The organism is Mesorhizobium sp. M8A.F.Ca.ET.181.01.1.1, from assembly GCF_004792025.1.
Lineage (GTDB): Bacteria > Pseudomonadota > Alphaproteobacteria > Rhizobiales > Rhizobiaceae > Mesorhizobium.
In genome coordinates this window covers 1310580-1331634 of record NZ_SRTV01000001.1, presented here as the reverse complement: position 1 = coordinate 1331634, position 21055 = coordinate 1310580, and the positions used below count along the sequence as shown (strand labels likewise).

Annotated in this window: 21 protein-coding genes, 1 tRNA gene and 1 pseudogene; 8 read left to right on the top strand and 15 right to left on the bottom strand. The window is 62.6% G+C overall.

Annotated elements, in window-relative coordinates:
• Positions 1 to 107 precede the first annotated feature (107 nt).
• Complete coding sequence (locus EN824_RS06510) at positions 108 to 827, top strand: DUF599 domain-containing protein (protein ID WP_135915892.1); 720 nt, start codon at positions 108 to 110, stop codon at positions 825 to 827.
• Here the strand turns inward: EN824_RS06510 and EN824_RS06505 are convergent.
• The 6 genes and pseudogenes from EN824_RS06505 to EN824_RS06480 form a co-directional block, all read right to left on the bottom strand.
• Complete coding sequence (locus EN824_RS06505; RefSeq protein ID WP_135931991.1) at positions 800 to 1597, bottom strand: YdcF family protein; 798 nt, start codon at positions 1595 to 1597, stop codon at positions 800 to 802. The two genes, EN824_RS06510 and EN824_RS06505, sit on opposite strands and share 28 nt — an antisense overlap.
• 109 nt (positions 1598 to 1706) lie before the next feature.
• Positions 1707 to 3272, bottom strand: coding sequence for an amidase family protein (locus EN824_RS06500; protein WP_135931990.1), 1566 nt, complete (start codon positions 3270 to 3272; stop codon positions 1707 to 1709).
• Entirely contained in the window at positions 3272 to 3727 is a 456-nt protein-coding gene (locus EN824_RS06495; protein ID WP_127280124.1) for a GNAT family N-acetyltransferase, read from the bottom strand. Before EN824_RS06495 ends, EN824_RS06500 begins: the two co-directional genes overlap by 1 nt.
• A 7-nt stretch (positions 3728 to 3734) precedes the next feature.
• Entirely contained in the window at positions 3735 to 4022 is a 288-nt protein-coding gene (gatC, locus tag EN824_RS06490) for an Asp-tRNA(Asn)/Glu-tRNA(Gln) amidotransferase subunit GatC (RefSeq protein WP_127280125.1), read from the bottom strand.
• An 88-nt stretch (positions 4023 to 4110) separates the two neighbouring features.
• Positions 4111 to 4529, bottom strand: a pseudogene (locus EN824_RS06485) (hypothetical protein).
• A gap of 24 nt (positions 4530 to 4553) precedes the next feature.
• The gene (locus EN824_RS06480; protein WP_127278347.1) at positions 4554 to 5261 is read right to left on the bottom strand and encodes a metal-dependent hydrolase; all 708 of its coding nucleotides are present in this window, start codon (positions 5259 to 5261) and stop codon (positions 4554 to 4556) included.
• Between the two features lie 124 nt (positions 5262 to 5385).
• Between EN824_RS06480 and ruvX the strand changes: the two genes are divergently transcribed.
• Positions 5386 to 5892, top strand: a complete 507-nt coding sequence (gene ruvX, locus EN824_RS06475) for a Holliday junction resolvase RuvX (protein ID WP_127278348.1) — start codon at positions 5386 to 5388, stop codon at positions 5890 to 5892.
• On the opposite strand, the gene EN824_RS06470 is transcribed toward ruvX, so the two are convergent.
• The 3 genes from EN824_RS06470 to EN824_RS06460 form a co-directional block, all read right to left on the bottom strand.
• Positions 5810 to 6151 (bottom strand): DUF6105 family protein, encoded by a 342-nt coding sequence (locus EN824_RS06470; protein WP_127278349.1) that lies wholly within the window; start codon positions 6149 to 6151, stop codon positions 5810 to 5812. The genes ruvX and EN824_RS06470 overlap by 83 nt on opposite strands.
• A complete protein-coding gene (locus EN824_RS06465) occupies positions 6151 to 6699 on the bottom strand; it encodes a hypothetical protein (RefSeq protein ID WP_127278350.1) in 549 nt (182 codons plus the stop codon). The genes EN824_RS06470 and EN824_RS06465 overlap by 1 nt, the downstream gene beginning before the upstream one ends.
• 122 nt (positions 6700 to 6821) lie before the next feature.
• Positions 6822 to 8450: a DNA alkylation response protein gene (locus tag EN824_RS06460; protein WP_127278351.1), complete on the bottom strand. Its 1629-nt coding sequence runs from the start codon at positions 8448 to 8450 to the stop codon at positions 6822 to 6824.
• A gap of 170 nt (positions 8451 to 8620) precedes the next feature.
• On the opposite strand from EN824_RS06460, the gene EN824_RS06455 reads away from it, so the two are divergent.
• From EN824_RS06455 to dprA, 4 genes are read left to right on the top strand one after another with little or no spacing between them, the layout of a single operon-like run.
• Positions 8621 to 9601, top strand: coding sequence for an aspartate carbamoyltransferase catalytic subunit (locus tag EN824_RS06455; RefSeq protein WP_127278352.1), 981 nt, complete (start codon positions 8621 to 8623; stop codon positions 9599 to 9601).
• On the top strand, positions 9598 to 10884 hold the full coding sequence (locus EN824_RS06450; RefSeq protein WP_127278353.1) for a dihydroorotase: 1287 nt from the start codon (positions 9598 to 9600) through the stop codon (positions 10882 to 10884). Before EN824_RS06455 ends, EN824_RS06450 begins: the two co-directional genes overlap by 4 nt.
• 54 nt (positions 10885 to 10938) lie before the next feature.
• Entirely contained in the window at positions 10939 to 11526 is a 588-nt protein-coding gene (plsY, locus tag EN824_RS06445; RefSeq protein ID WP_127278354.1) for a glycerol-3-phosphate 1-O-acyltransferase PlsY, read from the top strand.
• Complete coding sequence (gene dprA, locus EN824_RS06440) at positions 11523 to 12656, top strand: DNA-processing protein DprA (protein ID WP_127278355.1); 1134 nt, start codon at positions 11523 to 11525, stop codon at positions 12654 to 12656. The genes plsY and dprA overlap by 4 nt, the downstream gene beginning before the upstream one ends.
• A 7-nt stretch (positions 12657 to 12663) precedes the next feature.
• Here the strand turns inward: dprA and EN824_RS06435 are convergent, their stop codons facing one another.
• The 5 genes from EN824_RS06435 to EN824_RS06415 all read right to left on the bottom strand — a co-directional run bounded on the left by EN824_RS06435 (position 12664) and on the right by EN824_RS06415 (position 18842).
• Positions 12664 to 12876: a hypothetical protein gene (locus EN824_RS06435; protein ID WP_127278356.1), complete on the bottom strand. Its 213-nt coding sequence runs from the start codon at positions 12874 to 12876 to the stop codon at positions 12664 to 12666.
• Complete coding sequence (gene otsB / locus EN824_RS06430; RefSeq protein ID WP_135932128.1) at positions 12873 to 13676, bottom strand: trehalose-phosphatase; 804 nt, start codon at positions 13674 to 13676, stop codon at positions 12873 to 12875. Before otsB ends, EN824_RS06435 begins: the two co-directional genes overlap by 4 nt.
• A complete protein-coding gene (locus tag EN824_RS06425) occupies positions 13676 to 15466 on the bottom strand; it encodes a trehalose-6-phosphate synthase (RefSeq protein ID WP_127872511.1) in 1791 nt (596 codons plus the stop codon). Before EN824_RS06425 ends, otsB begins: the two co-directional genes overlap by 1 nt.
• 106 nt (positions 15467 to 15572) lie before the next feature.
• Positions 15573 to 17735, bottom strand: a complete 2163-nt coding sequence (locus tag EN824_RS06420; RefSeq protein WP_127278680.1) for an amylo-alpha-1,6-glucosidase — start codon at positions 17733 to 17735, stop codon at positions 15573 to 15575.
• A 45-nt stretch (positions 17736 to 17780) separates the two neighbouring features.
• Positions 17781 to 18842: a glycosyltransferase family 4 protein gene (locus EN824_RS06415; protein WP_127278678.1), complete on the bottom strand. Its 1062-nt coding sequence runs from the start codon at positions 18840 to 18842 to the stop codon at positions 17781 to 17783.
• Positions 18843 to 19016: 174 nt separating this feature from the next.
• Between EN824_RS06415 and EN824_RS35105 the strand changes: the two genes are divergently transcribed.
• On the top strand, positions 19017 to 19502 hold the full coding sequence (locus tag EN824_RS35105; RefSeq protein WP_189522127.1) for a hypothetical protein: 486 nt from the start codon (positions 19017 to 19019) through the stop codon (positions 19500 to 19502).
• Between the two features lie 704 nt (positions 19503 to 20206).
• Here EN824_RS35105 and EN824_RS06400 read toward each other — a convergent pair.
• Positions 20207 to 20282 (bottom strand) — tRNA-Lys (locus EN824_RS06400).
• Positions 20283 to 20539: 257 nt separating this feature from the next.
• On the opposite strand from EN824_RS06400, the gene EN824_RS06395 reads away from it, so the two are divergent.
• A complete protein-coding gene (locus tag EN824_RS06395; RefSeq protein ID WP_127278376.1) occupies positions 20540 to 21007 on the top strand; it encodes a BA14K family protein in 468 nt (155 codons plus the stop codon).
• Positions 21008 to 21055: the final 48 nt, after the last annotated feature.

The following is a 21055-nucleotide window of genomic DNA, read 5'->3' as shown; positions in this document are numbered from 1 at the left end:
ATCGCGGCGCAGCACCTGCCGACCTTGTTTGCTCCGGCAGCGACATTGATTGACTGTCGCCGTATGCGGCGATCGAAGCGATCGCGCGGGATATGGTAAACTCAACCATGGGCGATTCCTCCTATCTGTCGGCGGCCGATCTCGGGGCGCTTGGCTTTTTCCTCCTTGCGTGGGTGCTGCACACGCTCGCGTCCGATGGCAAGCTGGTTAGCCGCATGTCGCTGACGACCGCCATGAATGCGCAGCGCGAGGCCTGGATGCGCACCATGGCCGAGCGTGAGATCCGCATCGTCGACACCGCCATCATGAGCGGCCTGCAGCAGGGAACCGCCTTCTTCGCCTCCAGTTCGCTGATCGCGCTCGGCGGCTGTTTCGCCCTGCTTGGCGCGTCGGACCGCGTCATCGAGGTTCTCAGCGACCTCCCGCTGGGCGGCGTGCCGGATCGAGCCGCTTTTCAGATCAAGGTGCTGGGGCTGGTGCTGATTCTCGCCTTTTCCTTCTTCAAGTTCGGCTGGGCCTACCGGCTGTTCAACTATTGCTCGATCCTGATCGGCGCGGTGCCGATCCCGCATGGCGAAGCCTCGCGCAATCCGGTCACGCAAACGGCCGTGTGGCGCGCGACACAGATGAACATGCTGGCCGGCAAGCATTTCAACTCGGGCCTGCGCGGCGTGTTCTTCTCGATCGGCTATCTCGGCTGGTTCGTCGATCCCCTGGTGTTCGTGCTGTCGACGCTTCTGCTGCTGGCCGTCCTGGTGCGGCGCCAGTTCTTCTCGGCAGCGCGGCGCGCCGTCATCGGTCAGCCGCCCGGCGCCGGAAACGGCTGATCGATGCGCCCGGAAAGCCAATAGGCCAAAAGTCCGATCCACTCGCGAACCGCCATCGTGGTCGCCTGCAGCGAGTCGGACGGGTTGTCTCGGAACAGGCCGATGCCTTCCTTGCCCGAGGTACGATAGTCGACCGGCCATGGAACGGTTGGAAAACCGGCCTTGTCGAACAGCGCCTTGGCGCGGGGCATGTGAAAGGCTGATGTCACTAGCAGCCATGTCTCGCCCGGCTTGGGTTTGACCAGTTCGCGGCTGAAGACCGCGTTCTCGTAAGTGTTACGGGATTTGTCTTCGAGGATCAGACGGTCGGCCGGTACACCCAGCGCCTCGAGCAGGCGTGGCGCCGTGTCGGCATCACCTTCGCCATCGAAGAACAGTGAGCCGTTTCCACCGGAGACCACCACTTTTGCCCGCGGGAAACGCCGGGCGAGGATTGCGGTCTCGACCATGCGATCGCCGCTGCTGTTCAATTCATGGCCGCCGTGCACGAGGTTGATAGCGCCCTCGAAGCCGCCGCCGAGCACGGCGATGCCGTCCACTTTCTCCGGCAGCGACGGCTTTGGAAAGCGTTCCTCCAGCGGATTGAGCATCATGGCGCCGAGCGACGTCCAGGCCGACAGCGCAAGGATCAAAAACGCCAGCACACTGCCGGTGACGGCAAGCCGCCGCCGGCCGATCATCCCCGCGATCAGCCCCGCCAAAAGCAGGAAGATTGTCAGGTTGAGTGGCTGGATGAAGAACCAGAAGACCTTGGAAAGATAGTAGAACATCGCTCCACCCTTACAGCGTCAAGGACGCCGTAATGCTTCAGTTTCACGCATGATCCTATCCGAAAATCGATCGCGATTTTCGGGGGCATGCGTCAGACGAGCGATACCCTTACCACCACTTCTCCGGATGGAATGTGCCGGCCGCCTGCTCGATGACGGCGGCGGTCTGGAACAATGTCTCTTCCTCGAACGGCCGGCCGATCAGCTGCAGGCCGAGCGGCAATCCCTTGGGATCGAGGCCGGCGGGCACCGCAATGCCGGGCAGACCGGCCATGTTCACGGTGACCGTGAAAATGTCGTTGAGGTACATCTTGACCGGATCGGCGGCCATGTCCTCGTCGGCGATGCCGAAGGCGGCGGACGGGGTCGCGGGCGTCAGGATGACATCGACACCGGCGGCGAAGACGTTTTCGAAGTCGCGCTTGATCAGGTTGCGCACCTTCTGCGCCTGCAGATAGTAGGCGTCGTAGTAGCCGGCCGACAGCACGTAGGTGCCGATCATGATACGGCGCTTGACCTCGCGGCCGAAGCCGGCGGCACGCGTCTTCTCGTACATCTCGACAATGTCCTTGCCTGGCACGCGCAAGCCGTAGCGGACGCCGTCATAGCGGGCGAGGTTGGACGACGCCTCGGCGGGAGCCACGATGTAATAGGCCGGCAGCGCGTATTTGGTGTGCGGCAGGGAGATGTCGACGATCTCGGCGCCGGCATCCCTGAGCCAGGCAATGCCCTTCTGCCACAGGGCCTCGATCTCCTCAGGCATGCCCTCGACGCGGTATTCCTTGGGAATGCCGACCTTCATGCCCTTGATCGGCTTGCCGATCGCAGCCTCGTAGTCCGGCACCGGCCTGTCGACTGACGTCGTGTCCTTCGGATCGACCGAGGCCATGGATTTCAAAAGAATGGCAGCGTCGCGCACGTCGCGAGCGATCGGGCCGGCCTGGTCGAGCGACGAGGCGAAGGCGACGATGCCCCAGCGCGAGCAGCGGCCGTAGGTCGGCTTGATGCCAACAGTGCCGGTGAAGGCGGCTGGCTGGCGGATCGAGCCACCGGTGTCGGTCGCCGTCGCACCGGCACACAGGAAGGCCGAGACGGCAGTCGCCGAACCACCGGAAGACCCACCCGGCACCAGCTGTGCATTGTCGAGGCTACGCTGGGTCTTCGTGCCGCCGGCCGACACGAAGCCGCCATCCCCTTGATGTGTCGTGGGCATCACCACCGTATCGAGGCGCGAACGCCGCCACGGATTGATGACCGGGCCATAGTAGGAGGTCTCGTTGGACGAGCCCATGGCGAATTCGTCCATGTTGAGCTTGCCCAGCATGACCGCGCCGTCGGCCCACAGATTGGAGGTGACGGTTGATTCATAGCGCGGCTTGAAGCCGTCGAGCACATGGCTGCAGGCCTGGGTATGGACGCCTTCAGTACCGAACAGGTCCTTGATCCCAAGCGGGATGCCTTCCAGAGCACCGCCCTCGCCCTTGAGCAGCCTGGCGTCCGACGCCTTGGCCATCTCGCGCGCCTTGTCGCCGGTCACCGCGACATAGGCATTGAGCGTGCCATTGGCGCGATCGATCGCCGAGAGATAGCTTTCCGTCAGCTCAGTCGCGCTGATTTCCTTGGCGCGCAGCTTGGCGCGGGCCTGCGAAATCGTTAGTTGGGTCAGGTCGCTCATCATAGGCTCTTTTCGTAAAACACCGACCACTCGGAATCGGGATAATCGAGCACCGGCCCGCAGCGCGAGAACCCGGCACGTTCATAGACGGTCCAGGCGGCCGGATGGCGGTCACCGGTCTCCAGCACCAGCCGCTTCAATCCTTCATCGCGCGCCAGCGCCTCAAGCCGCTCGACGATCCCGGCGCCGAGCTTGCGGCCGCGATGCGATGGCCTGATATACATGCGCTTGACCTCGCCGATCGCGTCGCCGTGCCGCTTCAGCGCGCCGCAACCAATGGCGATCCCATTGTCGCGAGCGATGAAAACCGTCGTGTCCTGCCCCGCCATCTGCTCGACAGTCAGATGGTAGCAATGCTCCGGCGGCGTCAATTCGAGCAAGGTTTCGTTGAGCTCTCTCACCAGGCCGCGCACGTCGTCCTGCAGCGGCGTCTCCATGGCGATCTCGATTGCCATCGGCGCCTTACTCCACGACCTTCGGCACGAGGAAGAAATTCTCGTCGGTCGCCGGCGCGTTGGCGACGATGTCGGCCGCCTTGTTGCCGTCGGTGACGGCATCCGCGCGCTTCTTCATCTCCATCGGCGTCACCGAGGTCATCGGTTCGACACCGGAAACATCGACCTCGTTCAACTGTTCGACGAAGCCCAGAATGGCGTTCAACTCGCCGGTCATGCGCTCGGCATCTTCCTCACTCACCGCGATGCGGGCGAGATGCGCGACGCGCTTCACTGTCTTGACATCAACGGACATGTATTTGCCTCGGGAAAAACCAGATCGCGCTATAGCGGCGCGGCGCGCGGCGCGCAACATGCGCCGGCCGACAATCGGGCAAACAGCTTCATGGCAGGGCAACGCCTTCGCAGAGATAATAGCTGCCGCTGTTACCGCTCGCCTCGCTCTCATCGTCGATGGGTCGGACCGAGACGAGATCGAGCTGCGTCGGGCTGATCCGCGTCACCGACAGGACATCCGGAAAGACGTAGCCCGGTTCCTGGCAGATGGCCGTCACCGCCCAGCTGGGCGAGCCCGTCGCCTTGCTGACTTGAACGAACTCGCAGCTATACTCGACGCCCTGCAGGCCATGCACCGAAAGCACGATTGTTGCCGGCATCGACAAGCGTCTGCAGCGTCTCCTTCCTGGCCTGTCCACAAAAGCTCCTCGGACTGCAGATAGACGCCGTCGATGAAATCATCGGCGGCGAGCGCGGGCGACGCCGCGACAACCATCGAAACGCAAAGAGATCGCCCCAACGCCATGGATTTGTTCCGCTTTCGTTGTTTCTAGATGGTAATCGCTTGGCCGATTTTCGGCAACGCGACCTTGACGCCGGACCCTTCCAAGCCGGCTTCGAACTTTTCGGGCGTCGGATCGATCATCGGAAACGTGCCGAAATGGCAAGGGACAACCGTGTCGAACTTGAAGAAGCGGCGGCAGGCAAGGGCCGCCACCGCGCCGCCCATGGTGAAGCGGTCGCCGATCGGGACAATGCCGATCTTCGGCTCGTGCAGTTCGTTGATCAGCGCCATGTCGGAAAAGATATCGGTATCGCCCATATGATAGAGCGTGCGGTCATCCGGGAAATGCAGGACGAGCCCGCCCGGATTGCCGAGATAGACGTTCCTGCCGCCATCTTCGCCAAAGGAGGAGGAGTGCAGCGCCTGGACAAAGGTGGTGGTGAAGCCGCCGCAATCGACCGTGCCGCCGATGTTGCCGGGATTGATCTTCTTGTCGCTGACGCCCTTGCCGACTAGGTGCATGCAGATTTCGAAATTGGCGACCAGTTGAGCGCCACTCTTGCCGAGCACTTCCAGCGCGCCGCTGATGTGGTCGCTGTGCCCGTGTGTCAAAAGAACATGCGTGATCCCTTCGGCAGGCTCTTCCCAACCGCCGGTCCAGGACGGGTTGCCGATCAAATAAGGGTCGATCAGGATTTTCGCGGCACCGGTTTCGATGCGGAACGCCGAGTGGCCGTACCAGGTCAATTTCATCAATGCATTTCCTCGATTTTTGTCGAGCCAGAGGATAGAACGCCGCTAGCCCCGAGATCAAAGGGTATAGTGTCCGCCGCGCATTCGAAAAGACGCGTGCTACCGAAAAGACGAGGGAAAACCGTTGGCTGTCATCACGATTGAGCAATTGCCGGCGCGCCTCGCCGACGGCAGGACCCTGGCGGGGCTCGATCTCGGCGACAAGACGATCGGTGTCGCGGTTTCCGACCGGGGGTTCTCCTTCGCCCATCCCCGCCCGGTCATCCTCAGAAAGAAATTCTCGATCGACGCCGCCGTCCTTCTGGCGTTGCTGGAGAAGGAGAATGTCGGCGCGGTGGCGATCGGACTGCCGATCAACATGGACGGATCCGAAGGCCCACGCGCCCAGAAATCGCGCGCCTTCGTGCGCAACATGGCGCAACTGAGCGACCTGCCCTTCGTGTTCTGGGATGAGCGGCTATCGACGGTCGCGGCCGAACGGACGCTGATCGAAATGGACTTCTCGCGCGCCAAACGCGCCGGCAAGATCGATTCGGCGGCAGCCGCCTTTATTCTGCAGGGAGTTTTGGACCGGCTTCAGTCGCTCGATGCAGCCGATCGAACCGAACCGGACCCGTCCAGCGCCGGCTGACCCAGCCCAAAATCTCGCGACGCCTGCGGAATGCCCACAAGGCCGTCAGCAGAAGCCCGTCGAAGACGCAAGTCTTCGCCACCATTCCGGGGATGATCGATGGGTCGATGCCCAGAATCTGGCCGTAGAGCTGGAAGAAGAAGTCGTGCGTCTGCCGGCTGAACATGACGTAGCCGAAATTGATGTCGTTGGCCGACAGATAGAACCAGCCCCAGAAAATTGCCATCGGGGCGGCCCACATTCCGAAGATGTAACGCATCAGCGGCCTCCCTTTCCGTTCGAGCCAGTCCGACCCGATATCAGGGAGAGCAGTGAATTATGCGCCGCGGCCTTCGCCATGCTGTGCGCCGTGGCGTGGAAATCGTCCTCATCCAACGCGGCTACCGAACGCCGCTCGGCGAGCATCGCGACATAGGAGGCCAGGAGTGCGGCCAATTGCACAGCCACCACCATGAACAGACCGTTGATGCCTTGGGCAGCGCCGCCGATCAGGATCATCGACATCACGCCGGAAGCGGAAATAAAGGCGATGCGAACGACGCTGTCGGCACCCGGGCTGGACGCGTCGTTGATCAGCGTATCGACAAAGGCCCAGAAGAACAGCACCGCCACGACCAGCAATGCGGTCGCCAGTGGAGCGACCACGACGATGTTCTCCAGATTGATCAATCGGGCGCTCTCGACGGTCACGCCGAGTACGCCAAGAGCCGCCGCCACGCCTCGATTTCCATCGATACAGATCAGCGCGAGCAGAGCGAAAACGATCGCCCAGTGCACCGACAGAAAGGAGGTCAATACGTGTCGCATCGTGATTCCTGCTTCGACAGGAATGACAGTGGGCTTTGCGGTTCGCCGCCGCAACGGAAACCATTTGTTAAGGTTAACGGCGACGGCGGGGATCGGCAACGCCCCCGATGACCGGCATCGCGTCAATTCACCGGCGGATAGAGCGTATCGATGATCATGCGCGCATCGTGACGCGAATCGAGCATACCGTAGGTATTGCGCCACTGGCCCGCGAGCCGCGTCTCGACGAAAGCATCGGCGATCCGCCCTGCCCCCAGTCGGCGTAACTCGGCGGCCGCCGCCGACAGCGCAAGCTGTTCCGTAAGCAGCCGGGCCGAGCCCTCGTCGGTCGAAGCCACCTGCATGGCCGCCTTCAGAACACCGATCGTGCCGCGCCCGCCGGCGCCGAGGTCGCGGTCGATGCCGCCCAGCACCTCTTCGAAAAGGCCGGGCGCGCGGCCAAGCACGCGCAGCACGTCGAGCGCCATGACATTGCCCGATCCTTCCCAGATCGCGTTGACAGGCGCTTCACGGTAATAGCGGGCGAGTGGAGCTTCCTCGACATAGCCATTGCCGCCAAGGCATTCCATCGCCTCGTAAAGCAGCGGCGGCGCGATCTTGCAGACCCAGTATTTGACGACCGGCGTCATGGCGCGGGCGAAGGCCGCCTCGCCGCGATCGCTCGCCGCCTCGTCGAAGGAACGCGCCAGCCGGAATGACAGCGCGGTCGCCGCGGCGACATCGAGCGCCATGTCGGCCAGCACGCGCTGCATAAGCGGTTGCTCGATCAGGTTGGTTCCGAACACCTGGCGATGGCGGGCATGATGGATCGCTTCGGCCAGCCCCGCCCGCATGATCGCCGAAGACGCCACCGCGCAGTCGAGCCGGGTCAACGTCACCATGTCCATGATCGTCTTGACGCCGGCGCCGGGCTCGCCGACCATCTCGCCGATGGCGTTGACGAACTCGACTTCGGAAGACGCGTTGGAGCGGTTGCCGAGCTTGTCCTTCAGCCGCTGGAAGCGAAAGCCATTGCCCGACCCGTCACCGAGCACACGTGGCACCAGGAAGCACGACAGCCCCTCCGGCGCCTGCGCCAGCACCAGGAAGGCATCCGACATCGGCGCCGACATGAACCATTTGTGTCCCGACAGGCGGTAGAACCCGCTTCCGACGCGTTCCGCCCTGGTCACATTGGCCCGCACATCCGTGCCGCCCTGCTTCTCGGTCATGCCCATGCCGAGCGTCAGTCCGGTCTTCTCGACCGGCGGCTTCTGGCTCTGGTCGTATTTGCGGGTCGTCACGCGCGGCGCCCATTCGCGAAACAGTTTTGGGCTGGCCATCAATGCCGCCAGCGAGGCGCTGGTCATGGTGATGGGGCACAGGTGCCCGGTCTCGAGTTCCGCCGTCAGGTAGAAACGGGCGGCCCGCACCTGATGGCGGCGGCCAATCTCGGCGTCGCCATTTTCCCAGACCGAGGAGTGCAGACCGTTGGCCACCGAACGGCGCATCAAGGCGTGGTAGGCCGGATGGAACTCGACCAGGTCGATGCGCCGTCCCTGGCGATCGTGCGTCCTGAGTTTTGGCGTCTCGACATTGGCCAGGCGGGCCAGTTCCTGCGCTTCTTGCGTGAGCACGAAACGGCCAAGCCCGTCGAGATCCTTGCGCACCGGATCGGAAAAGCGCTCGGCAAGCTGGATCAGCAACGGATCGCCTCGCCAGGCGTTGCCGCCCGTCAGCGGCGGCGGCTGGTTCGTTACGTCGTCGGTCACGCCCAATCCTTCTAGAAAGGCCTTATCGTCGGAAAGCCTCGAATCCGAGGCCATCGGCTAGATATAGCCAAGCGTTGCTGCGCGCGCGACGAAAATACCGGGGAGAACGGCGTCAATGCAAAGCGGGTGCTTGCGGGCGCGAAATCCGCACCCTATAGCAGCCCCTTGAGATGACCGACGCTTCGTCCCTGCCACTCTATCCTCACCGCCATCTTCTGGGCATCAGCGATCTTTCGCCCGCCGACATCGAGCTGTTGCTCGACAGGGCGGATCGAGCGGTCGCGATCTCGCGGCAGTCCGAGAAAAAAACCTCGACGCTGCGCGGCCGCACCCAGATCAACCTCTTCTACGAAGCCTCGACCCGCACGCAGTCCTCGTTCGAACTGGCTGGAAAGCGGCTTGGCGCCGATGTCATGAACATGTCGGTGGCGAGTTCCTCGGTGAAGAAGGGCGAGACGCTCATCGACACCGCGATGACGCTGAACGCCATGCGGCCCGACATATTGATCATCCGCCACCAGTCGGCGGGCGCCGCGGCCCTTCTGGCCCAGAAGGTCGGCTGTTCGGTTGTCAATGCCGGCGACGGCGCCCATGAACACCCTACACAGGCGCTGCTCGACGCGCTCACCATCCGCCGCGCCAAGGGTCCGTTGTCGAAGCTGATCGTGGCGATCTGCGGCGACATCCTGCATTCGCGCGTGGCGCGCTCCAACATCATGCTGCTCAACGCCCTTGGCGCACAGGTGCGGGTGGTGGCACCCTCGACGCTGCTGCCCTCGGGCATTGACAGGATGGGCGTGATCGTCTGCCGCTCGATGGCGGAAGGCCTGAAGGACGCGGATGTGGTGATGATGCTGCGCTTGCAGCGCGAGCGCATGGAAGGCGCCTTCGTGCCGTCGGTGCGCGAATATTTCCGCTATTTCGGCCTTGATGCCGAGAAGCTGAAGGCGGCCAAGGATGACGCGCTGGTCATGCATCCCGGCCCGATGAACCGAGGTGTCGAGATCGCCTCCGAAATCGCCGACGGCCCGCAAAGCGTCATCCAGGAACAGGTGGAAATGGGTGTCGCCGTGCGCATGGCGGTGATGGAAGCGCTGCTTGATCCCCGTCGCAATCAAGAGAGCCGCAATCAAGAGGGTCGCGGCGCATGAGCACGACTGTCTTTGAACGCGCCCGCATCGTCGACCCTTCGCGCGGCATCGACGAAGTCGGCTCCGTCATAGTCGATGGCAAGAAAATCGTTGCCGCGGGCAAGGCGGCGCTGAACCAGGGCGTCCCCGAAGGCGCCACGGCAATCGACTGCGCCGGCAAGGCGATCATGCCAGGTTTGATCGATGGCCGGGTCTTCATCGGCGAGCCGGGCGGCGAGCATCGCGAAACCATCGCTTCGGCGAGTGTCGCCGCGGCCGCCGGCGGAGTGACGTCGATCGTCATGATGCCCGACACCGACCCGGTGATCGACAATGTGGCGCTGGTCGAATTCGTGTTGCGCACCGCCAAGGATACGGCCGTCGTCAACATCTTTCCGGCCGCAGCCATCACCAAGGGCCTCCACGGGCGCGAGATGACGGAGTTCGGCCTGCTGCGCGAGGCCGGCGCGGTCGCCTTCACCGATGGCCGGCACACCATATCGAGCGCGCTGGTGATGCGCCGCGCGCTGACCTACGCGCGCGATTTCGGCGCCACCATCGTCCATGAAACGCAGGATGCCGACCTTGGGTCATCGGGCGTCATGAATGAAGGCCTGTATGCCAGTTGGCTCGGCCTTTCCGGCATTCCGCGTGAAGCCGAATCCATCCCGCTCGAGCGTGACCTTGCGCTGGCGCGGCTGACGCGGGGTTCGTACCATGCCGCGAAGATCTCGACGGCAATGGCGGCAAGCGCCATGGCACGGGCGAAGGCCGACGGAGCGGCAGTGACATCGGGCGTGTCGATCCACAATCTGTCGCTCAACGAAAACGACGTCGGCGAGTACCGCACCTTCTTTCGCCTGACGCCGCCGCTGCGCGCCGAGGAAGACCGGCTGGCTGTCATCGAGGCGGTCAGGGACGGTACGGTCGATGTCATCGTCTCCTCGCATGATCCGCAGGATGTCGACACCAAGCGCCTGCCTTTCGCCGACGCGGCAGCCGGTGCCATCGGACTCGAAACCCTGCTGGGCGCTGCCTTGCGCCTCTACCACAATGGCGATGTGCCTTTGCTCCGGCTGATCGAGACCTTGTCCACCGCGCCGGCGCGGCTGTTCGGATTGCCCGGCGGCACGCTGAAGCCAGGCGCGTTAGCCGATCTCGCGCTTGTCGATCTCGACGAGCCCTGGATCGTCAGTGAAAGCGGCATCCGCTCGCGCTCGAAAAACACCTGTTTCGAAGGCGCACGCCTGCAGGGCAAGGTCTTGCAAACGCTGGTGGCGGGCCGCACAGTGTTTTCCGCCTGAGCCGGCAATAGCCATGCGACATCGAGCATGGCCGGGGGAAATGCGGGGGAAACAATGACGTATGGCCTGATCCTGGCGTTGGTGTTCGGTTATCTGCTAGGCTCAATTCCGTTCGGCCTGCTGCTTACCCGCGCGGCCGGCCTCGGTGACGTGCGCAAGATCGGCTCCGGCAATATCGGCGCCACCAATGTGCTGCGCACCGGCAACAAGGGGCTTGCCGCCGCGACCTTGCTGCTTGACGCGCTGAAGGGCACGGCCGCCGTGCTGATAGCAGGCCATTTCGCGCCTGAAACAGCGGTCTGGGCCGGCCTTGGCGCTTTTCTGGGGCACCTGTTTCCGGCATGGCTGGGGTTCAAAGGAGGCAAGGGCGTCGCGACCTATCTCGGCGTGCTGATCGGCCTCGCCTGGCAGGTGGCGCTGATCTTTGCCGTTGTCTGGCTGGTGATGGCTTTTCTGTTTCGCTTCTCCTCGCTTGCAGCGCTTGCTGCAGCCGTCGTCGTCCCGATCGCCCTCTACGTCATGAGCACACCCCAGGTTGCAGCGCTGTTCGTGGTGATGAGCATCATCGTTTTCATCAAGCATAGGGCCAATATTTCGCGGCTGATGGCCGGCACCGAAGGCAAGATCGGAGCCAAGGGGTGAGCGAACCGGCCGCCGGGCCGCGTCTCACCGATCGCCAGCGGCTGAGCTGGTTGCGGCTGATCCGCACCCAGAATGTCGGCCCGGCCTCCTTTCGCGACCTGATCAACCGTTTCGGTTCGGCCGAGGTCGCGTTGGAAATGCTGCCGGAACTGATGATTTCCGGTGGCGCCAACCGGATCGTGCGCATCCCTTCGCTGGCCGAAGCCGAGGCCGAGATGGAGGCCGCGCGGCGGATCGGTGCACGCTTTGTCGGCATCGGCGAGGCAGACTATCCGCCGCTGCTGCGCAGCATGGACAATCCGCCGCCGCTGCTGGCGGTCAAGGGTAACGCCGCGGTGTTCCGGTTGCCGGGGATCGCGATCGTCGGCGCCCGCAACGCATCGCTTGCCGGCATCAAGATGGCGCGCATGCTGGCAGCCGATCTCGCAGGAGACGGCTATGGCATCATCTCCGGCCTGGCGCGCGGCATCGACACGGCGGCGCATCAGGGCAGTCTCTTGACCGGCACGGTCGGAGTGCTCGCCGGTGGCCTCGACCTGCCCTACCCGCCCGAAAATACCGGCCTGTGCGATGACATTACCGAGCGTGGCGCCATCATCTCGGAAATGCCGTTCGGCTGGCAGCCACGCGCCCAGGATTTCCCGCGCCGCAACCGCCTTGTCGCCGGTGCCGCCCTTGGATTGGTCGTGGTCGAGGCTGCGCAGCGCTCCGGCTCGCTGATCAGCGCCAGGCTTGCCGGCGACATGGGCCGACTGGTCTTTGCCGTGCCTGGCTCCCCGCTCGATCCACGCGCCGCCGGTACCAACGGCCTGCTCAAGGATGGAGCGACGCTGGTCACCGAGGCTTCGGACATCTCCAGGGCGATCCTTCCGCTGACCGGCATGCGAACACCTGATCCGCCGCCGTTTGAAGACCCGCCCGACTTTTCGGCCACGGCGCCACCAGGCGAGAGCGACCGGGCCAAGGTGATCGAAGCGCTGGGGCCGACGCCGGTGCCGGTCGACGAGATCATCCGTCACACCGGCCTGCACCCCGCCCAGGTTTTCATGGTGCTGCTTGAACTCGACCTCGCCGGCCGCCTTGAACGCCACGCCGGCGGCAATGTTTCGCTGGTTTTCGGGGACGGCTAACCCGCCCTCAGTGGCGGTCGGTCTTTTTATCCTCCGCCTCGGCGTGATCCTGTGTGTCGGCGCCAAAGAGATCCTTTTGGACAAACTGGCGCCAGACCTCGTCCGCGTCCCGCGGGCGCGACGGATCCAAACTCGGCTCGCTCTCGTGCGCATTCGGGACCGAGCGCCGGCGTAGCCAAGCAGGCATCATCTCCTGGATGAGACTGGTGAATTGGGTCATCGCCGACTCCTTCGGTTCAAGGGATGGATCAGACCGGTCGATCCATCCAAGTTGCTCTGGCTCACCGCACCCAGCCAAGCCAAAGCCTCGCCGACGTCGGCCAGCGCATGGCGCGCCGCTGTCGGTCCGCGCGGTTTTATCCGGATCGAAATGCCGTCCATCTCATTGACGGCCTCGAAACCATTCTCGTCGGATGTGTCGTCGCCCAGAAACACTGGCCGCCTCCCCTCGAAAGCTGGCAGATCCAAAAAGCGCCTGATTGCCGCTCCCTTCGCCGCCTCCAACGGCATCAATTCGACGCCGGCATTGCCGGCCAGCACCCGATACCCCACGGGCAACCTGTCCAGCGCCTGCTCGATCAGTTGCGTCGCGCGCTGCAACAAGTGCGGTGCCGCTCGTGTGTGGATTGCCAGGATCGGACCCTTGCGCTCGATATAGACGTCCGCACTATCCAGCTCCGCTTCGATCTCCTCGGCAAGTGCGGCGATGTCGGCGGGCTCTCCCGCCGCCTCGACCGGCCCATCACGCGCGAGCCTGTGCTCAAGACCGTAAAGCCCGGCGGCGCGCAATCTGAGGGGCTGGAAAAGATGATCGACAGCAGCGATCGACCGCCCCGTGATGAACGCCAGAGCTCCGTCCAATTGCAATTCGAGCCCCACCAACAGCGTCCGCAACTCATCGCCGACAACCACCGCATCGGGATGCGCGGCATGTTCGAGAAGCGTGCCGTCGATATCGAGGAACAAGGCCCACGCACCCTGCGGGACTTTGGGTACGGTCAAGTTTGACAATGTCAACATCACAGGGCCGCCACGCGCTTGCGGTCGAGCAGCGATATCACATTGCCGGGAGAACTGGGACCAGGAGAACGTGGGGCGGCGCTGACGGCACGATCGACCGCATCCCGCTTGCGCAGGCGCGCCGCATCGAACAGCATGCTGCCCGCCCATCGATAGACATTGTTTTCGCGCACGACCTCGCGCATGCGTCGCATGCGCTGACGTTGCTCTTCCGGTGACATGGTCAAGGCCTGCAGCAGGGCGTCGCCCATCATCGCCGCGTCGTAGGGATTGACGATCAGCGCCTCCAGCAATTCCTTCGACGCGCCGGCGAACATGCTGAGCATCAGCACGCCCTGTTCATCCTCGCGGGCCGCGACAAACTCCTTTGCAACCAGGTTCATGCCGTCGTGAAGGCTGGTGACCATGCAGACGTCGGCGGCCCGGTAAATCTCGTACACCTCCGTTTGCGAGTGATGTTCGGTCACCAGCACCACAGGGGTATAGTTTTCACGACCATGGCGCTCGTTGATATCCTCGGCATGGCGCAGACATTCCTCATACAATTGTTGATAGGCAGGCAAGGTGCCGCGGCTGGGCGCGGCGATCTGCAGGAACGCGACCTTGCCGATCCATTCCGGATGCAGTGTCAGCAGCTCATCGAGTGCGTTGAGACGATCGAGGATGCCCTTGGTGTAGTCGAGGCGTTCGACGCCGACGCACAGCCTGACGTTCTCGGCCAGGCCGAATTTCTCGCGAATGAGCTGGCGACATTCTGCAACGGCAGGCAGTTTGCTCAGATGCGGCGGCTCCCATTCGATTGAAATCGGATAGGCGTGAACCAGGCTGATCTGGCCGCCATAGGAGATGGCGGAATCCTCACGCTCGATCCTGCTCTCCAGGAAGCGGTCGACGCTGTCGATGAAGTTGTTGCAATGGAACTGGGTGTGAAAGCCGACGATTGAACTGCCCAGCAGTCCTTCGAGAATCTTCTCGCGCCATGGACAGATGCTGAACACCTCGGAATTCGGCCACGGAATGTGCCAGAAGGTGATGATGATCGCTTCCGGCAGGCGCTCCCGAATCATCCGCGGCAACAGCGCGAAGTGATAGTCCTGGACCAGCACGATGGGCCGCTCGTTGCGGGCCTCCGCCACGACGGTGTCGGCGAATTTGCGGTTGACCGTCTCATAGGCCTCCCAGTCGGAGGCGCGGAATATCGGCCGGGTGAAGGCTATGTGGCAGAGCGGCCAGAGCCCTTCATTGGCAAAGCCGAGATAATAGCCCTGCTGTTCTTCCTCGCTCAGCCAGACACGGCGCAACGTGTAGGAAGGGTTTTCAGGCGGCACCTCGACGCGGTCATTTTCATCGACGACAAGCGCATCGGCCGAACCGCCGCCATAGGCGATCCATGTGCCGGCGCAGGCGCGCGTAATCGGCTCCAGCGCTGAAACGAGCCCGCTGGCAGGCACGACCAGCTGGATATCGTCCCCCTTGCGGTTATGAATGTAGGGTTCGCGATTTGAAACCACGATCACCTGCGCATCGGGAAGTTCCTTCGCCAAAATGTGACGCAGAGTTTCCGGCGACCATTGGACGAGCGCGGCGGTCGCGGATTGCCCGTTCTTTTCGAATTCCGGCAATGGACCGCGAACGGGTCCTGGTTCGAGACTGGCGCGCTTCGTGTTTCTGGCCCGATGCGCCCGTGACACCACCACCGCAAGCGCGATGCATAAGATACCGACAATTGCGAGAATGAATAGCCACGGTGCGGCCGAAGGGACGACCAGGTACGAACTGTTGTCGGGCATTTCGAATTGATTACCTTTCAATGGGATGCGGCAGATCCACCGACAGGAACTCCGGCATCCTTGGCGTGGTGATCCAACGTTCCGCACACATGATGGTTCCGATTTTTCAACTCCTGACCACCAGAGGCACCAGTCCCTCATGCGCATCCGCAAGGAAGGCGCCGACACGATCTCCCACGCGTTGAAACGTCAGATCCACCGCCACATGTCCTACCGAGAGATGACGAATGACGAGATTGTCGATACCGATCGGCAAGCGCGGCTGGGTCACGTGAATTTCGTTCGTCCCACCATCGATCTGAAGGCCGAGGCAGGCCTGCATGAGCATGAAGGCGGAACCTGCGGACCAGGCCTGCGGCAGGCAAGCCACTGGATAGGCAATCGGCGCTTCGCCGGCCGCGCGCGTGAACCCACAGAACAGTTCGGGCAGCCGCATGTTGAAATGAACCGCGGATTCGAAAGTCCCGCTCATCAACCGCACCACGCTGTCGCGGATGCCGTAGCGCGCCAGTCCGGCGGCGCAGATCGCGGTGTCGTGCGGCCAGATGGACCCGTTGTGATACGACATCGGATTGAAGAAGATCGCGTCGTCAGCCAGCGTCCTCAGCCCCCAGCCGGAATGGAATGAAGCCGACAGCAGCTGGTCGGCGACCATGCGTGCGCGATCCGGATCGGGAAGGCCGACATACAGCAGGTGACCGGCGTTGGACGTGCGTACCTTGCAGGGTTGGCCATCGCCATCGATCGCCAGCGCATAGTAGCTGAGGTCCTCGATCCAGAAATGGCGTTCGACTTGTTGGCGAATGACATCGGCGCGCATTTCCCAATTTTCGGCCCGCTCCTCTTCGCCGCGCAGCCGTGCAAGCTTTGCCAATCCCTGGAACGCTGCAAAGACGTAGCCCTGCACCTCGACCAGAGCGATCGGTCCTTTCGGAATGCGGCCATCGGCATGGAAGACGGAATCGAAACTGTCCTTCCATCCCTGGTTGGCAAGGCCGGACTCGGCGGCGCGCTGGTAGGTAAGGAACCCTGTCGAACGACTGGCTGTCTCGATCCACTCGGCGGCGGCGCACAGCGATGGCCACAGGCCATCGATGAAAGCCGTGTCTCCCGTGCGGTCCGCATAGGCGCAGGCGAGATGGATGTAGAGCGGCGTCGTGTCGACGCCGCCATAATAGCGGCCGAACGGCAACTCACTCAGCGCCGCCATCTCGCCCTTGCGGGTCTCGTGCATGATCTTGCCGGGCTCGGAATCGCTGAAGGGGGAGGTCTCGGTCGCCTGGTGCTGGGCGAGAAAGGCAAGCACACCACGAGCCAGGCCGGGATTGAGCCAAAGCATCTGCAGAGCTGAAATCACGCCGTCCCGGCCGAAGGCGGTGGAGAACCATGGAATCCCGGCGTATGGGTAAGGGCCGGTCGCCAATTCCGTCGTGAGCAACGCCACATCGGCGCGGGCCCGCTCCATCCAATCATTGAAGACGCGGCCCGAACTGTGGAGTGTCGCCCCGTGCCGGCGCTTGGCGCGCATGCCGAAACGGGCGCGGGCGGCGGCAGCCCGGAACCGCCGGCTTTCGGGGCGGTCTGACGTCTCGCCGCCCACTTCCACGTAAAGCGTCTGGCTGCTTCGCTTGGTAATCGCGATGAAGAAATCCGCCCGCTCGGAGGTCAATTGATCGGGCGTCTGCGAAAACGATATCGCGGATGTTCGTACCACCTTGTCCAGGCCTTCGTAGCGGAGCACGACCGAGTTCCCGTCGATCTCGGCCGTGTGGGCGGTGCCGCGTTTGGACCGGGTCGAGCCCCGGACTTCGAACATGTCCCGAAAATCGGCACCAAAGCGCAGCGACACCAGGACCGTCGAATGCTCCCGACTGTAGTTGGAGAGCGTGATGCGTTCATACAGCCTTTCCTCCCACAGAAGCCTGGCGCGCTCGATATGGATCGCGCCCTGCGGAATCTGGCGGCTTGCGGTGCTCTCGATCGGCAGATTGGTCAGGTTGGTGGTGAACAGGACGTTGTCCTGGCTGAGCGATGCGCCAAGCAACGACAGCGACCGCCCGCCAACTGTCAGGCGAAATTCTGAAAGCACACGCGTGTCGTCGCGGAAGAAGCCGTCGCCGGCGCCACGTATGTCGCCATAGGCATCGGCGACGGCAAAGCAATCGCCATGCTTGAGAGCATAAAGCCGATGCGGCTCCCTGGGGGCGGTTTCGTCCAGCGAAGCCAGTGCTATTGCAGGATCGAGCTTTCGCTCGTCGAGTTGGGTAATGGTCAAGAAGATTGTCCCGTGCTGGTTTCCGAACGGGGTGACGGTCTACGAGGCTCTGCTCTCCTCGACGCCATTGGTCAGCCGCGAATACGCCGCGACATAATCCCTGGCCATTCTGTCGGCGGAAAACCGCCTTTCGAAGACCGTTCTTATTCTTCGCCTGTCGAGTTGCAGGAGATCGGGCATCGAGGCGACGGCATCTTCGATGGTTTCGACGACAAAGCCGGTGACCCCATAATCGATGATCTCGGGCATGGCCCCGCAACTCCAGGCCATGACTGGGGTTCCGCAGGCCATGGCCTCGATCACCGCAAGCCCGAAGGGTTCGGGCCAATCGATGGGAAACAGCAAAGCGGCCGCATTGCCCAGAAACCTGCTCTTCTGGTCCTCGCCGATCTCGCCGACAAACTCGACCCGGTCGCCATCGATCAGGGGCTGCACGACTTCCTCGAAATAGGCGCGGTCGCCATCGCCGACCTTGGCGGCGAGCTTCAGTTTCAGGCCGGTGCGGCGAGCGATCTCGATCGCCCGGTCCGGCCGCTTGTCGCGCGACATCCTGCCGAGGAACGCCAGATAGGCGCCATCCGTGCCTGCCTCGAAATCGGGCTCATAAAGCCCAAGCGGCAGCCCATGATGGATTGTCGCCAGCCAATTCGCGGACGCGAACCGCGCCCGCTGGCTGCGGGATATGGAAATCATGGGAAACCGCGGAAACCGGTCATAGGCCTGCGCGAGGTCCGCGTAATCCAGCCTGCCATGCGGCGTCGTCACGGTGCGCTGTGGAATATCGCGGAAAAAAGGAAAATGCAGGAAATGGCTGAGATGGAAATGGACGACGTCGAAGTCGTCGGCCCGTTTCCTCACTTCGTCGAGCATCGACAGATGCGCCGCGATCTCGGATTTCAGCGGACGGGGATCGAGACGAAGCGCCCTTTCGCGGCATGGCACCAGTTTGGCGGAAGTCTTCGTGTCGCCGCTGGCGAACAATGTCACGTCGTGGCCGAGGTCGACGAGCGCCTCGGTAAGATACGAGATGATGCGTTCGGTGCCCCCGTAGAGTCTTGGCGGCACCGACTCGTAAAGCGGTGCGACATGGGCAATCTTCATGTCCCGGCGTCCCTCAATGAGCTGGTCATAGAGCCAAAATGCATCAGCGCCGGGATCGTTCCTGAATCATTGGAAGATGCGTCGAATGAGCCGTCCCCTGTTTGATTCGACCGGCCGCTCTATTTCCTGTCGGTAATGCCGGCTTGCGCTTTACGGCAGCCGAAGGAGGTCCAGATGCAGCAACCCAGGGATATCGCAGCCCGGCGTCTGAGCATGATCGTCGAACAATATGTCGAGGCCAGAAAACGGCACTTTGGCTTTGTGTCGACGGACCAGGCTGCCCGGGTGATCCGCAGAACCCTGAAACCCGATCCTTCGGAGCCAGCACTTTCCGATCACGACCTTGACGACATGGTCGCCGCACTCGCCGTAAAGAACGGCCTGGCCGTCCTCTTCGATCGGGGCGTGCGGGGACCAGCCGGCGGCGCCGAGGCCGACTTGAACAGAAAGGAACCGATCATGCGAGCACCGACGGAAACCCCGGATGTTGCCGGCGCGGTGGACGCCATCCTGAGCGGTCGTACCGCCCAACTTTCGATGAGCGCGGTGATCTCCCTGCTGCGCGAACGGACCGGCACCAAGCGATCCGATGCGGATCTGGAAGGACTGATCGCCAAGAAAGCCGCCGTCTTGGACGTGCACCTGTCACGGAGCGTCTAAGGGGTCACTGCTCGTCGGGGCGTCGTCATCATAACGAAACCCCGTCACCCTAAGTCGGTTGATCGTCAGGACCACACGGCCAAGCTCGTCGCTTATAGCGCAAGTCCAGTCCTTGACCGCGATCACCTTCTTTCCGGCCATATGCCTCCGGGGGCTTTACGCGATCTGAAGCCGGTTCACGGAACCTTCGCCGGATATTACAACCAGCCGTGCAACGGCAAACGCGGCCAGAATTATGAAAAACGCCGTGATGTTCAAGAACATCGTTGCCGCAAAGATGCTCGCGCTTTGGTCATAGCAGCTTGCGAATTCCATGACGCTTTACCCCCTTCAAACCTGTTGCATCATGATCCTGCTTCAGAAGAAATTCAAGCAGATGCTAAAATACATGGACGGGGTTCAAATGCGCGACAGCCAATTGCTTGTCCCCCAGCGACTAGTGCAAGGCTGCACGGGGCGCTGACGGTCACAATGCCGTACGCCGTGGCCCCTCAGTCCCTGGTTAATGAAAAACCCGCCACAGGAGCGACCTGCGACGGGCTTTTGGAGTGGCTACATCCCTGAAGGAATCGACCGCTTGTAGTTCTATTGTGAACTGTGTGATCGCGTTAGCCTATGGTGTGATCGCGGAAAGCCTTGGGCCTGCCCGCCTCAATTTTGCGAACACCGAGCGGACACAGATTTACGGATACTGAGACCTGATTTGGTGAGCGCGATGGGATTCGAACCCATGACCTACTGATTAAAAGTCAGTTGCTCTACCGGCTGAGCTACGCGCTCCCGCGGGCTCGAAAAGGCCGCCCCCGAAATTGCGCGGAACATAGGGAGAGTGCCGCGACCGGTCAACCGGAAAAGATGGGTTTCAAACCCGCTCTTTGCCCTAAATCGCTGCCCCTTGCTTTTGTTCCCCGGGTCCAGGTGAGCAGCCCGCGGTTTCGGTTTCGGTCCGGCAACGGCTGCCAACACGGCGGAACAAATCCGAAGCACCATCGTTTTCCGCCAAAGGGACGTTCGCCAAACCTTCGAGGAGAAGACCAATGAATAGAGTGACAACGGGTCTGCTAGCCGCCACGCTCTCGGCCACATTCGTCGCGGCGGAGGTGGTGCCGGTCAACGCCCAGCCGGCCTACGTGCCATTGTCCCAGGCGACAACGTCGGACATGCAGACAGTGCAATACCGGGAATGGCGGAGAAACCGCTCCTTCGACCGCAATTTCTCGCGCAATCGCAGCTTCAGCCGCAACGGTGACATGTATTGGAATGGTCATCGCGGCTATCGGGAATATCGCCGCGGCTATCGCCGTCATGGGGATTACTGGTTCCCGCTCGCTGCCTTCGCGACTGGCGCCCTGATCACCGGCGCGATCGTCAATGAGAACAACCGCGTCTATGAAGGCAATGCCCATGTGCAGTGGTGCTACGATCATTATCGGAGCTACCGCGCTTCGGATAACACCTTCCAGCCGAACAATGGTCCTCGTCGGGAGTGCCGTTCGCCTTACTGAGTGAGTATGAGTGGCCTAAAAGTGTGTGAGCCGAAGGCCCGCGTTGGA